A 13,985-nucleotide genomic window follows, 5' to 3' on the forward strand; every position below is an offset into this window, starting at 1 on the left:
TTGGCCAGAGGCAGTTCCAGATAGCCACACTCTGGCGAGCGTGGCTACGTGGGCTTTTTCACGTCACCCGGCCAGCTCATTCAGCAGGGCCACACCTTTGCGAATGGTTTCGTCGGAGGCCGCAAAGCTGATGCGAAAATGGGTGTCTCGGTCGCTGAAGATGTTTCCCGGGATGATCAGCAGGCCTCGGTCGATGGCGGTCCGCACGAACGCTTCACCGCCCGCGTCGCCGGGGGCCTTGGGGAACAAGTAGAAGGCGCCCCCGGGGCGTGTGAATTCAAAGCGGTCCGCCAAGCCGTCGCAGATCAAATCTCGTTTACGACGGTAGGCTTCGATCTGGTCTTGGAGGTCGACCTGCATCGCCTGCACCGCGCCCCATTGAAAAGGTTGTGGCGCGCAAACAAAGGAGTACTGTTGGATCTTGAGCATCGTCGCGATGATCTCCGGCGGCCCGTGCACGTAGCCGACACGCCAGCCGGTCATCGCGTGGCTCTTGCTGAATCCGTCGATCACGATCGTGTCGGGATTGAACTCGGCGGGCGACACGAAGGATTTATCGTAGTAGAAGCGGCTGTAAATCTCGTCGGAGACCAACGCGATGTTCTTGCTCGCCGCCAACTGGGCGACGGCCTCCAATTGCTCCCGGCTGGCCGTGACGCCGGTCGGGTTTGCCGGACTGTTCAACAGGATCATCTTGGTGCGTGGAGTCACGGCGGCGGCGATTTTGTCCGGATCCAATTCAAAATCCGGATAAGAATCCACCGGAACCGCGACGCCACCCGACATTTTCAACAGCGCCGGGTACATCACAAAGTACGGATCCAGGTAGATCACTTCGTCGCCCGGATTGACCATCGACATCATCGCCAACATCAACCCACCGCTGGTGCCGCTGCTGATGAACACGTCGCGATCCTGGCTCGGATAGCGGGCGTTGATCGATTGCATCAACGACTCCCGCAACGGAGCGATGCCCTGCGTTGGTGAGTAGGCGTTCTTTCCACTTCGGATCGCATCGATCGCGGCATCCTGAATCGACTCGGGGACGTCAAAATCGGGCTGCCCGATCGACAAGTTGATGGGATCCTTAAGCTTTGCGGCCAGGTCGAAAACCTTTCGAATCCCGCTGGCGTCAAAGGTGGTGGTTCGATCGGCGATCCAGGGGTGCATAATAGATCGATGAATGCGTGGGGAGGATGCGGTCGTTTTCGGTGACACCGCGAGATTCTAGACGAGAGGTGGCTGATGGCCGAGGTGTTCAACGTCGAACCGGTGGTGCGAATCTGTGCCGTGATTTCAGCGGATGATCGCATCCGCAACCAGGCAATCAACAGGTTGTCCGAGAATTGGGGTGAAATCATGGTGCAGTCGCCCTGTTTGCCATTTGAAGCGGGAGGCTATTACGCCGAGTCGATGGGGCACCCGTTGAAAAAGCAACTGGTCGCTTTTGGCGACCCGATTGACGGCGGGACGCTGGCCGACTGGAAGTTGTGGACCAACGCCGTCGAACGTGATTTTGCCGGCCCCGATTACCCGTCGATTCGACCGCTGAATCTGGATCCGGGTTACGTGACGCAGGCCAAACTGGTTCTGGCGACAACGAAGAACCGCGACCACCGTGTCTATCTGCGCGACGGGATTTTCGGAGAGATCACGTTGACCTACACGGCGAAACGCTGGGTGCATCACCGCTGGACCTATCCGGATTACCGGACGGAGGCTGTGGCCGCATTTGCCACGCAATGCCGTGATCATCTGCGTGACCACTTGCTGTCTCGGGGCATGCTGCGGCGACGTCCGACCGATTGAAGCCATCGTCCACGCGGCTTGGGAAAAACTCGCGGCGGATCGTTCAGAAAGTGAGATTGGACATCCAGCGGATCCATTCCGCTTCGCCTTCGGCCTGCAACAGCGAGGCCGGGATGATCGGCAAGCGTTTGCTTTCGGGAGTGCCAGGGGTCTGCGCCCGAACGCTAAGCAGGCCGTCGACGTTCAATTCGAATCCGATCAATCGGGTTCGCTTCAGTTGATTGCTGGAACCCTTGTCGACTTCGAATTCGTAGCGTCCCAGCGAGTGCCAATTGTCACCACGAACGCCCGACGATTCGACGACCGACAACGTCATGGAGTCGCGATTTCGGGCGATCGTCAGTTTTCGGTTGGTGCGGGCCGGCAAGATCGTGCCCCGCGGAATGATGGGCAGAATCTTTCGGCGTCCGCCGGTGCCTTCGACCACAATGCCGATCGTCTGGCTGGAGACGCACCGGGGCGGGGTCAGCATGTCGCTTCGCTGTGGCAGTTCGGCGGTCAGGCAAGCGGCGGCCCCGCGGGCGACTTCACTGCGGTCGACCTGCCGGACATGCAGGTTTCGGCGCAGGTGTTTGAGCAGTTTGTGTCGCACCGCCGGGATCCCCAGCAGCGGACCCAGTGTCACGCATTCGTCAATTTGCGTCGGCCGAACGTTCGCGAGCTTGCAGACCAGTTGCATCGATCGCTGCAACCCTTGGATCAAGTCATGGCAACGTTCCAGCCACTCTTCACGACAGACGACGATGGACAGCGGTTGTCCGTCGCGGTCGATGGTGATGGTGACTTGGGGCAGCAGCAACAGCGACTTCAAGGCCCGTTCGCAAGAGACCTGTAAACGGGACGCGACCAGCGACGACTTTGACGGGTCAAACCGATAAGCGCTTCGGAAACCGCTGGCGGCCAGTTCGACCAACCGTTGCTGCCAAGCCAACATCCCCGTATGCCAGTGGCCGTCGGTCGCAAGTTGCGTCAATTGCATCGACTCGCGGCGGATCAGCGCCACCTCGGACGCCTGTCCGGTCAGCCCCAAAAAAAGCACGGTATCGGAATCCGCCAGATCGACGGCGTCGTGGTCGTCCAGAGACGCGCTGTCGTTTTCCAACAGCAGCGATTGAACCGCAGCCACGCTGCGATCGACCAAACGCATCGAGTCGATCCCGGCGATCCGGGCGGCCTGCTTGATGCTTCGGCGATGGAACTGGTCGTAGCTGGAGGGGACCGCGATGGCGGCCAGTTTGGGGATCGGGCGGTCCGGCCATGCGTTGGCCACGACCTTGCGGATCGCAATCGCCAGCAGGACTTCCGGCGGGCATTTCCGCCCGCCGACTTCCCGCTGCACGAAATCCTTGCCGATGTACATGGGCAGGCAGTGGGCGACCTGGCGGGGGCGCGTCAACCGCATCTGGTTGGCCGCGGTGTCAAACTGCAGGTGTCCTTCATCAGTGGCGATCGCCATTCGGAACAGCGGCTGGCCGTCTTCTCCGGCGGGCATGTTGCGGATGCCGACCCCGGAGATGGATTCCGCCACCGCCGCGTAGGTCATGCCCAGATCGATCCCCACCAGCGGCAGGTTGGTGATGGCGGTGGACCCGCCGGACATCGTGGAGACATCCACCGGGGCCTGGCGAGAAACGTACTCGGAAAGCCACGTCGGCGCCTGGGCGTCTTCGACGTACGGCCGCAAGTCGTCGATCACCTCGTCCAGCGACGCATAACGCTCACTGAGTCGCTTGGCCATCATCCGTCGCAGGATGTTGGCCATTCCCCAATCGACGTCGCCGCGGAACTGCATCAGGTCGGGGATTTCGCCGTGGCGGTGGCCGTACACCTGGTCCAGGTATTCGCCTTGGAACGGCGGGCGCCCGGTCAGCAGGAAAAACAGGACCGCACCCAACGCATAGATGTCGCTGCGGGGGTCCGCGTCGTCGGGAGATTCCAACTGTTCGGGCGACATGTAAGACAGCGTGCCGATCAATTTGCCCTTCCGCTTGTGCCGCGAATCCGGGTCTTGAATTCGGCCCAATTCGCGACCATCGTCCGACCACAGCACGTTGCTGATCTGTGCCAGACCCAGGTCCAGGACTTTGATCGTTCCGTCTTTGGCCTGAATGATGTTGCCGGGTTTGACGTCCCGGTGCACGATTCCGGCACGGTGGGCATGCAGCAGCCCCAGAGCGGCCTGGCGAATGATCGAGGCAGCCATTCCGGGTGACAGCGGGCCGTTCTTGGCGACCAGCCGAGTTAACGTCACGCCGTCGACATACTCCATCACCAGGAAATGAATTCCTTCGAATTCCCCCGCGTCGAAGGCGGTCACGACGTTGGGATGCAACACTCGCGACGCGGCTCGGACTTCGTCGTAAAACCGCTCCACCGAGGCGTCGTCCGACATGCGGTCGCTGCGCAGCACCTTCAACGCGACCTGCCGTTGCATCCGAATGTGTTCGGCCAAATAAACCTGACCCATCCCGCCGCTGCCGATCAGGTTTTTGACGCGGTACTCCCCAATTCGCGTGGGAATTCCGGATCCCGGTCCGTCACCGGGTTCCTGCAACGAAGGACTGTTCAGGTCGAGGGAGTCGACTTGGGAGTCGCTGGATCCCACTTCGCAGGTGGGCGGATCCGGCGGCAAGTCGGGAACGCAGGAGTCCGACGAGCTTAGACCGAGATCGCTGACCAGCGATTCGCTGCTCGATTCGTCGTGCGGCAATCTTGGACGTGGTGCGGACTCGGACAAGGCGTTACCAGGGGCAAAAATTCGAGACGTTTGACAAATCGGCGCGCAGCAGTGGTTCGCTGTGGCTTGGCAGCACGTTCTCTTGGTCTTTGATTCACTTTTGGGGCGGGTTGCGGAGGACAGACCGGCAGGATGCCCTGGATGCTAGGACGTCAGTAAGCGGCACCGCCGGTTCACCAACGCCCCAGGCGTAAGTATAGCGGCGGAGGTGTCCGATGTCGTTTTGTCACGCTAATCTAGGACTCGATCGGCGGCATCAAATCACGATCACCGCTGTCGGCTGAACTCCTTGCCCCAAACCCCACCGTCAAGTTGCCAACACCCGACCAATCGTCACGATCCGATTCAGAATCCGGCGCAGCGGCGGGCCATCCCGGGACGGGCGTCCTGCGGATCGCGACCCGCGAGAGCCCGCTGGCCATGTGGCAGGCGCTTCATGTGGCCGATTTGCTGCGGCAAAAGGGCGCAGAAACCGAAATCGTGCCGATGGTCAGCAGCGGCGATGTGGACCTGCGTCCGATCGACGGCAAGCGTTCGGTGGGCGTGTTCACCAAGCGGATTCAGCAAGCCCTGCTCGATGGCGAGGGCGATCTGGCCGTGCATTCGATGAAGGACCTGCCGACCGAGCGGCATCCCAGCCTGCGGATGATCGCAACGCCCGACCGGGAAACCGTCCATGATTGTCTGGTGACGTCCGAGGGAATCGATTTGGACAGTTTGTCGGACGGGGCGCGGATCGGAACGGGCAGCCGCCGCCGTGGGGCCCAGTTGCTGCGAGTCCGGCCCGATTTGCAAATTTTGCCGATCCGGGGAAACGTACAAACGCGTCTTCAGAAACTGGAAGCGGGCGAATACGATGCCATCGTCTTGGCCGCCGCGGGGCTGGAAAGGCTGGAAATGCACGCACTGCCCCGCGTGACGTTGTCCCTGGACATCATGCTTCCGGCGCCGGGGCAGGGAGCGTTGGCGCTGGAGGTTCGCTCGGGAGACGACTCGGCGATCGATCGAGTTCGATCTGTCAACGTGCCCGCCACCGCCGCCTGCACGGTTGCCGAGCGGACGCTATTGGCGGCGCTGCACGGCGGCTGCCTGGCGCCCATCGCCGCGTTAGGAACCATCGATCAGGCACAACTCCAGCTCCAGGCCCGAGTGTTGTCGCTCGATGGGCAGGAGTGCCTGCAGGCGGCGGATCAGTTGCCGGTGGATCTACAAGGTGATCAATGCGAGCAGGCCGCCGCGGAACTCGGACGCCGGGTCGCCGCGGACCTGATCTCCCAGGGCGCCAGAACGTTGATCGAAGCCGGACGCTAAACTGTGCGGATCGGCACCACCACGAATTCGGTGCAAATCACCTCCCGGTCGAACGCTGGCCGGTGGCTTCCAGAGTGTGAGAAACGTTGCGTAGCCACCGTCGGGTGAGCCGCCATCTGCCGAGGCAGCTACATTGATGGGCGTTTTCACCGGCTGTCCGCTTCACCGCGACGTTTCCCTTTGGGCTCGAGCCCCACGTGTCTGATTCGGCCCCGGCAAATTCCTCCACTTCGATTCCACCCTCCCGAGGTTGACTCCTTTGTCTCACTTGCAGAACTCCAAACGGACCGAGAACTCCCGACGGACCCCGAATGGCGGTCCCAGTCGTCGCCAATTCATCGCCGTCGCCGGTGCCGCAACCGTCGCTGGAGGCACGCTTGGCCGCGGTCCTGCCGTGATTGCCGCGGAACCCTTTGCTCGCACCGGCCCACCGCGTTTCCGAATCGGGTTGGCCGCGTACTCGCTTCGCAATTACTTTTCGTTCATGAAGGGCAAGGCCAAGAAGCCGGCCGACCCCGCCAAAGCCATCGACATGTCCGGGTTCCTGGACTACTGCGGATTGAAGGGCTTCGAAGCGGCCGAGCTGACCAGCTACTTCTTTCCGCCGGATGCGGACCGGGATTACTTCCTGGACATCAAACGTCAGGCTTTCCTGAAGGGAATGACGATTTCTGGGACAGCCATCGGCAACAACTTCACGCAGGGTGCTGGCGAGAAGATGGATCGGCAGATCGAGTCGGCTCTGCAGTGGATCGACAACGCTGCCACGCTGGGAGCTCCCCACATTCGTTTTTTCGCCGGGACCGGGAAGGAGTTGGACGAACATCCCGAACGCATGCAGGAAGCGGTCGACGTGATGAAACGCTGCGCCGACCATGCGGCGGAGAAAGGTATTTTTCTGGGCGTGGAGAATCACGGGAACCTGCGTGCCGATCAGCTGCTGGAGATCATCCATGCGATCGATCATCCCTGGGTGGGGATCAACCTGGATACGGGCAATTTCTTCAGCGACGATCCCTATGCGGATTTGGAGAAATGTGTCCCCTACGCGGTCAACGTGCAGCTGAAAGTCAACATGAAGGGACCGGATCGGGGAGCCTACCCGGCCGACTTTGACCGGATCGCTAAGATCCTCCGCGACGGCGGCTATCAGGGATTCGTGATCTTGGAATACGAGGACGAAGACCCGTACGAGAACATTCCGAAGGTCGCCGATCGTCTGCGGGATGCGCTGCAAGTCTGATGTTCTGCCGCTGGGGTTCGGCGTTCCGGTCGGAACCGCTCGGCCAGCGCGTCGAGGTAGCCACGCTCGCCAGAGCGTGGAAGATGCGGAACTCGGCCAGTGCGTCGAGGTAGCCACGCTCGCCAGAGCGTGGAAGGTGCGGAACGTAAAAGCTGCCAAGGGTCGGCTTGCCGTACGACCAACGTCCGCGGCGGTGGCTCGATTGATCCGCGAGGTGCCACGTCGACGCGTCATTGACCGGCCGTCAGGGCGCCTAATCGCCAATGGCGTTTCAATCGTTGCAAGCGGCGTTCTTTCCCCACCCCGAAACGGCTATTCGCAACTTTTCCTCACGTCCACTCGGCGTCGAGGCAGGAATCGGACTAGTGTCTTGGTATCAGGCGGGACGCGAGCTGCATGATGACTTCACCAAGATTTAAAGCGTCCCCCCGTGCGAGGCGTGGTCGGTTCTTCGGAATCGGCCTCGCCTTTTTTTATGTCTGGGCGAAAGGCCTCTGCGGGGCGGCCGCCGCTTGAGGAGAGCCATTCTCCCCCGCGGCGGCGCATTTCGAATACACTCTGGGCACCTCTTCGCAGTCGAGAGAGTCCGGGATGCCGATTCAATTTCTTTGCCCGCATTGTGGCGTGTCGCTGAAGGCCCCTTCTTCAAAATCCGGGGCACGGGCCCGCTGCAAGCAATGTCGTCATGCGGTGACGATTCCCACCGCCGCCGCGGTGGCCTCGCCTCCGAAACCGGTTGATCGAACGCAAATCGACGATCCGCTGCGGAGCGATCACAGGGCGGCAACGCAAACGGCCAATGCCGATGCCTTCGCATCCCGCGACGACGATTCGCATGCGGCGAGTCCGCCAGAGGCAAATCCGCCGGAGGCGGTTTCCGACGATCCGTTTGCCGACCTGCCTGAGTTTCAGGGCGTGGAGGCTCCGGTCCCCGGACGTGCCGGCAGCGGAGCCGACTTTCACCGGATGATGATGGCCGATACCGATCCGGATTCGTTTTCCGTTGCCAGTCCATCGCCATCGCCGCCGCTATCGCCACCGGCCGATCGACCGGTTTCGTCGACGACACCGGCCGCGACTTCGCCCGATGATGTCGATTTGGTCGGTGTGCTGGGGAGTCTGGATCAATCCATTCAGCAGGCGGTCGAAACGCAGCGTCGAAAGTCCGATGCGGCGGTCCGAGCGAAGTTCACTCCCGAACAGATTCGCGACGCCTTCAACAAGCCGATCGGTGAAGTTCCCCGGTTGTCTGGATTGCGAAGCAAGCAGCTGAGATCGGCGTTGGCCGTGTTCCTGGTGCCCATCGGTTTCATGCTGTTCGTCCCGATCGCCACGTTGGCTCTGATTCTGATTTACCGTGCCTGGATCTTCGGGGATTCGGAAGGGCTGCCGAATCCGGTCATCGGGTTTTCGTTCCTGCTTGCCTGTTTGGTGGTCGCGCTCTGTTGGTTGCCGGCGCTGCACCTGATGTTTGCCATCTATCACTTGTTCATTGGCCGGCCGGAAGACGACGAAGGGGCATCTCACCTGACCCGTCAATCGCAGCCTGCGCTGTATGAATTCGTGGACCAGGTGTGCGCCAAGTTGGGCGCGCCAACGCCTTGCAGGATCGATTTGAATTGCGACTTCAATGCCACCGCGTCCTTGCGACGTGGTTGGCTGGGCAGCGGCCGAGATGATCTGGTGCTGACGATCGGTGTCCCCCTGATCGCGATTCACAACACCGAACAATTCGCTTCGGTGATCGCTCACGAGTTCGGACATTTTCGTCAGGGCAGCGCGATGAAAACGTACTACGTGATCGCGACGTTGACCAATTGGTTCATGCAGGTGGCAGCATCGGGAGCCCGCTATTTTTCTCTGTTCGGGTACCTGACCCATTTGCTCTCCGGATCCCTGTCACGCGACATGGAATGGGACGCCGATCGTCACGCCGTGTATGTGGCCGGATCGCAGGCCTTCTGTGAGTCCAGTGCGCTGGTCCAGCGATACGGCGTGGCCTACGCGGTGACCCTGGACAATCTGGCGAAGTTGCTGCAGGTGGGCGTGTTGGTCGACAACATTCCACGGCTGATGAGACACATCGGCAAAACCATGCCCGCATCGGTCATTCGACGAGTCGCCGAAGAGACGGAACGAGAGCGTCTGGATCTGTTGGATTCGCACCCGCCGACACGTGACCGCGTGCAGGCGGCACGAGATTTGAACCAGGTCGGTGTGATTTCCATTCAGCGCCCCGCCATCGACCTGGTGGACCACTGGGATCCGCTGTGTCGAAAGATCACACGCGACTTCTATCGCGAGCACCTGGGGTTAACGCAGCGTGAAGTGGACGAGGCCCACTTCACGCCGCTGGAGGAATTGTTGCGGGACGAGCACAAGTTGTTGCTGGATCGCGCCCCGACCTCCTGAGCTAAGGCCCTTCGGGTTGCCGCTTGGGGGATCTGGGGAGGGGGTGTCGTTTCGATTCATTCCTCGTGCGACGGCGACTTGTCTGCGAGGCAAGAGCAGTTTCTGCGTGGTTTGGCCCTTGTTCGCAATACGTGACCTGATGTGTCCGGGGCCACGGAATACTTGTCAATGAAATGCTTGCAGGGCCCCAGTCGGCCTTGGCAACCAAACAAGACAAGAACTCCTGTCACGGGGATTGAGTGATGAAAGCGATGCTTCGACGCGCCATGATCGATACGGAAACATTTGTTGTCGAAATGGTCTATGTGGATTCCCAGGGGAACCGTACCCGTCGCGTGGTCAGTCCGATCCGGTTTGTCGGGCAGGACCGATTCCTGGGATTGTGTCTGTGCCGTGAGGAACCGCGTCAGTTTCACCTGTCACGCTGCCAGGACGTGCGGCTGATCCCTGCCGCCGAGGTCATGATGCCCGTGCCGATGCAGGTCTTGGGGCCCGCCGAGGCCGTTGAAGGGCAAGAAGACAATCGTGCGGCGATCCCCGCGTTGGGCGGATTGGCGGGCGACGTGGCGGGCGCCTGCCTGGTGTGAGCGGCTTGTTGATGAGGGATTGGAATAGCGGATAAGTGGGCGAAGGGTGGGATTCCGGCGACTTGATCGAATGCGACGTGCCCGCCGATAATCGGCTCGCCGCAGGACAAAAAGCGGCTCGCCGCCCCGTAGCGTTCCCACAGGACTTGACGGACACGAATGACCATGCCGATCCCGATTCGAACGACGCTTGCGACGGATCGAGACGACTTGTTGGTTCAGATCACCGATGATGGGAGCCGTACCTTGATCCGGGCCGGGACCGAGGACTCCTACCACAGCGGGTGCGGGGCGGTCGCGGAATCGCGGCATGTTTACTTACAAAACAGCGGTGTCGCCGATCGGTTGGCCGCAGCGGAGTCCATCCGGGTGCTGGAAGTCGGCCTCGGGACCGCAATGGCCATGCTGATGACACTGGACCGGGCCCTGGTTCACCAAGCCTCACTGCACTACGTCGCCGTTGAAACCGATTGGATTTCGGCCACCACGATGACGGCTTTGAATCCCCAAGGGTGGGTCGAAACGCCGGGGCTGCTGCAACGCTACCTGGATTTCCGCAACGGCTTTCCCGAGCGACCCACCGATGGTTTGTACCGGTGGAATGTCGATCCCGAGCGAAGCGTGACCGTTTCCGTTGGCGACTTTCGGCGGTGGCAGCCGGAGACTCGAGATGAAAAGTTCGACGCCGTCTACTTCGATCCGTTCTGTCCGGACAGCGCGCCCCAACTTTGGACGCCCGAATGCTTTTCCGGGCTCCTTCCCCGCGTCGCGCCGAACGGTCGGCTGGCAACGTACAGTTGCAGCCGACGCGTGCGCGACGCACTGACGCAGGCCGGTTGGCGTGTCCAGCGTGTGGCCGGACCGCCCGACGGTAAACGCGAGGTCCTGATCGCTGTTCCCGCTGCGTCCTGAGACTCAGGCGGCGCGACGAACTGGTTGGGGGCCGATGTGCTCGCCAAGACTGTCAATTTCCATCCGCAGCAGTCTTTGCGAAACATCGAATGCACTGGGACGGCGGCCGGGGGAATCGTCGACCATTCGCTCGACCAACTCGCAGACCGGACGGAGCAACAGATCGTTGGCGGTTTCCACTCGCGACAGCCATTCCCAGAGTATTCGGCCGGCCGAAAAGATGTCACAGGCGGCTGTTTTGACCGCGTCCTCGCGGAGCAGTTCCGGAGCCGCGTAGGTCGGGGTGCCACGAAATGCCGAGCCCCGTGGTTCCAGGCCTTCGTGGGCGAATGCGAAGTCCACCAGGGTGACGTGCCCGTTGCTGCCCACGATCAGGTTGTCGGGTTTGACGTCCCCATGGGTCCAGCCGGCCGAGTGCATCGAGTTGAGGGCCTGGCAGAGCTGGCGGATCAGCCAGAGCGCCACCGGAAGTGGTTTCCCAGGCCCGTGTGTCAAATGCCAACCCATGGTCTGGCCTTCCAGCAGCGGCATCACCAGGAAAGGCGTTTCTGCCAGGGCGTCACCATCGAGCACCGGGACCAGGTTCGGATGGGAAAGCGAGGCTCCGGCTGCAATCGACTGCGCGATCCCCAACCGGGCGTTTTCGGAAGAACCGAATTTCAGCACGTAATCCCAGCGGGGACTTCGGCTGGCATCGATCGGCTGGGCACGGGCGACCGAGTAGTCGCGTCCGCGGTGAATCCGTGTTCCGAGTCGCCAAATGCCAAGCCGTACCGGCAGCTTCGATTCCATGGTGCAGCGTTCAACCTTGCCGAGGAGATGCGGTGAAGAGGGCTCCATCAGGTCCATCGGCGATTCTGGCCGTGGCATGGGCATCTGTTCAGCAAAGTCGGCAAAGTTTTTCCAGGTTTTCCAGACTGCCCGTGCGATTGCGAACGACCTTTCGTTTCACGCAAGGAGGTCGTGCCGTTTGATTTCACGCTCCCGGAAAGAGGGTGAATGTCAGAAAACCACGTTTCTTGACTCGGACAGCTGTCAGGACGGCCGAAGCGCATGAAAAAGCCGCCGTGATGCGAGGCAATCACGGCGGCGTGTTGAATGAATTCAGGGCCGGCGGCAATCAGATGCTGCGGGCGAATCGCGGGGCCCACTGCAGCTTCCAGCCGGCATCGATGGCATCCACGCCTCCGTTACCCGGAGCGGGCAAGGACTCTTCCTCTTCATCACCGTTCTCGGCCGGGTTCAATTCCACCTCACCGGAGTCCGAGGTGGACCCGTTGTCGGAGGATGATTCGGGTTCCGAGATCTCCACGCTCTTGAGTCCGGTTTTGGGCTCGTCGTCAAATTCGGTGGAGGGCTTTTGACTCTCCTGGACGCCGCTGTCTTCTGGCTCGGAGATGGCCCCGGTGTCGTCGCTCTGAGGTGCCTCGAATGAAGAGTACCCGTTGACGATGGCGGGACTGAACGCGTCGTAGTACGACATCGGCACGCGTTGCACGACTTGACGCGGGACGGTGACCGTTTCGGTGTACGGTTCACAGACCTGGCGGGTGACCGGTCGCCGCACGGTTCGCGTGACGGGTTCGTATTCGGTGTACTCCACGGTGACCGGCTCACGGCGGGTGACGTAGGTCATCCGGGTGGATTGCACCGGCACCTTGCGCACTTTCTCTTCGGTGATCCAGCGCTGTTGGGTGACCGGAACCTTACGCGTCTTGGTTTCCGTGACCGGTCGCTGAACGACGTAGGGGACTTTGCGAACCATGGTCGTGGGGACCATTCGGGTCGTCTGGACCGGAACCTTTTCGGTCACATAGTCGGTTTCCATCCGCGTCGTTTGGACCGGTACTTTCTCGGTCACGTATTCGGTCTGCATCCGTTGCACCTGCACGGGCACCTGAACCTGCTCGGTGACCGGCTGGTAAGAGGTCTGGGCGACCTGCTGCTGGACGTAGTTGGGCCGGTACACATACTGTGTCTGGGACACCGGCGGCGTGTAATAAGGCGTCACGACGGGAGCACGGTGGACCCGCGCGAACAGACCGAAGGGGCCGGGCGTGGCATAGGCCGGCTTGTACTGCACGCCGTAGCCGACGCCACCCGGCGTGACCGTGGTTTGGGGGACGTACCCGCCGGCGTCAACGGTTTGGTTGTAAAGAGTCGTTTGCGGACGCATCGTGGTGTACTGCTGCGTCTGCATTTGAGTTTCGACGACGGGTCGCTGGACGACGCGTTGTTGATCGTAATACTGCGTTTCGGTGACGGGACGCTGAACGGCGTACTGCTTTTCGTAGAACGACGTTTCGGTCACCGGTCGGTAAGTCGTGTACTCTTCTTCCCGTTCGGCGGTTTCCGTCACGTACTGCGTTTCCGTGTAGGTCTCGTCGCGGTAACTCGTTTCCGTGATCGGTTTCCAAACGGTGTACCGCTCTTCCCGATAGTTGGTTTCGACGACCGGTTTGGCGACCTTGATCTCGCGCATTTCGGTACGAGTCTTCACCACCGGACGGTAGGTCGTCACCTGCTCTTCGACGTACTCGGTCCGATAAGCCGGGCGTAGCCGTTCTACCGTCCGCTGTTCATAGATCGTTTCCGGCTGTAAGCGGTACGACTGCTGGTAGCAGCAATCCTGCGCGGTCGCGGGACCGACGATCCCACAGACGGCCACGGCGAAAGCGGCGACGGCCAAGGCGGCGACGGGCAACTGGGTGAACTGACAAATGAACCGACGAGTCATTGCTCGATTAAACCTTTTGCAAAACCGGACGGAATCCCAGGGAACGAACCGTCACACTGATGCTGCGCACGATCGATCGCGCAGTACCCCTGGGTGCACCATTGAAGGGTACGCAAATGATAAACAAATTGCCAAAAAAAGACCGGAAAAACGACCGTTTTGACTCAAGTCCGCCGCGCCAGCTTTACTAGCTTCCCTGATTGTTTGCCCAGCATCTCCCAGCTCTCGGCTCGCACC

General features: G+C 61.1%; 10 protein-coding genes. 6 read left to right on the plus strand and 4 right to left on the minus strand.

All coding sequences use genetic code 11. From position 1 onward, the window contains the following. Positions 1 to 63 precede the first annotated feature (63 nt). Entirely contained in the window at positions 64 to 1,170 is a 1,107-nt protein-coding gene (locus FYK55_RS21770; RefSeq protein ID WP_150078725.1) for a pyridoxal phosphate-dependent aminotransferase, read from the minus strand. 75 nt (positions 1,171 to 1,245) lie between these two features. Between FYK55_RS21770 and FYK55_RS21775 the strand changes: the two genes are divergently transcribed. Then, the gene (locus FYK55_RS21775; protein ID WP_150078726.1) at positions 1,246 to 1,809 is read left to right on the plus strand and encodes a DUF4416 family protein; all 564 of its coding nucleotides are present in this window, start codon (positions 1,246 to 1,248) and stop codon (positions 1,807 to 1,809) included. A 43-nt stretch (positions 1,810 to 1,852) separates the two neighbouring features. Here FYK55_RS21775 and FYK55_RS21780 read toward each other — a convergent pair whose 3' ends face one another. Continuing rightward, positions 1,853 to 4,546 carry a protein kinase domain-containing protein gene (locus FYK55_RS21780; RefSeq protein ID WP_150078727.1) on the minus strand — a complete coding sequence of 898 codons (2,694 nt, stop codon included), beginning with the start codon at positions 4,544 to 4,546 and terminating at the stop codon, positions 1,853 to 1,855. 312 nt (positions 4,547 to 4,858) lie between these two features. Between FYK55_RS21780 and hemC the strand changes: the two genes are divergently transcribed. The 5 genes from hemC to mnmD all read left to right on the plus strand — a co-directional run bounded on the left by hemC (position 4,859) and on the right by mnmD (position 11,011). Beyond that, complete coding sequence (gene hemC / locus FYK55_RS21785; RefSeq protein ID WP_315854067.1) at positions 4,859 to 5,857, plus strand: hydroxymethylbilane synthase; 999 nt, start codon at positions 4,859 to 4,861, stop codon at positions 5,855 to 5,857. A 259-nt stretch (positions 5,858 to 6,116) separates the two neighbouring features. After that, positions 6,117 to 7,100 carry a sugar phosphate isomerase/epimerase family protein gene (locus tag FYK55_RS21790; protein ID WP_315854068.1) on the plus strand — a complete coding sequence of 328 codons (984 nt, stop codon included), beginning with the start codon at positions 6,117 to 6,119 and terminating at the stop codon, positions 7,098 to 7,100. A 690-nt stretch (positions 7,101 to 7,790) separates the two neighbouring features. Continuing rightward, positions 7,791 to 9,512, plus strand: a complete 1,722-nt coding sequence (locus FYK55_RS21795) for a M48 family metalloprotease (protein WP_161604671.1) — start codon at positions 7,791 to 7,793, stop codon at positions 9,510 to 9,512. A 251-nt stretch (positions 9,513 to 9,763) separates the two neighbouring features. Continuing rightward, on the plus strand, positions 9,764 to 10,099 hold the full coding sequence (locus tag FYK55_RS29515; protein WP_201743775.1) for a WYL domain-containing protein: 336 nt from the start codon (positions 9,764 to 9,766) through the stop codon (positions 10,097 to 10,099). A gap of 165 nt (positions 10,100 to 10,264) precedes the next feature. Then, positions 10,265 to 11,011, plus strand: a complete 747-nt coding sequence (mnmD, locus tag FYK55_RS21805; protein WP_161604672.1) for a tRNA (5-methylaminomethyl-2-thiouridine)(34)-methyltransferase MnmD — start codon at positions 10,265 to 10,267, stop codon at positions 11,009 to 11,011. A gap of 3 nt (positions 11,012 to 11,014) precedes the next feature. On the opposite strand, the gene FYK55_RS21810 is transcribed toward mnmD, so the two are convergent. Both FYK55_RS21810 and FYK55_RS21815 read right to left on the minus strand, forming a co-directional pair. After that, positions 11,015 to 11,881, minus strand: coding sequence for a protein kinase domain-containing protein (locus FYK55_RS21810; protein WP_161604673.1), 867 nt, complete (start codon positions 11,879 to 11,881; stop codon positions 11,015 to 11,017). A 250-nt stretch (positions 11,882 to 12,131) separates the two neighbouring features. Continuing rightward, positions 12,132 to 13,748, minus strand: coding sequence for a hypothetical protein (locus FYK55_RS21815; RefSeq protein ID WP_150078731.1), 1,617 nt, complete (start codon positions 13,746 to 13,748; stop codon positions 12,132 to 12,134). Between the last annotated feature and the right edge of the window lie 237 nt (positions 13,749 to 13,985).

Origin of the sequence: Roseiconus nitratireducens (assembly GCF_008629675.1) — a bacterium.
In the GTDB taxonomy this organism is placed as follows: Bacteria; Planctomycetota; Planctomycetia; order Pirellulales; family Pirellulaceae; genus Stieleria; species Stieleria nitratireducens.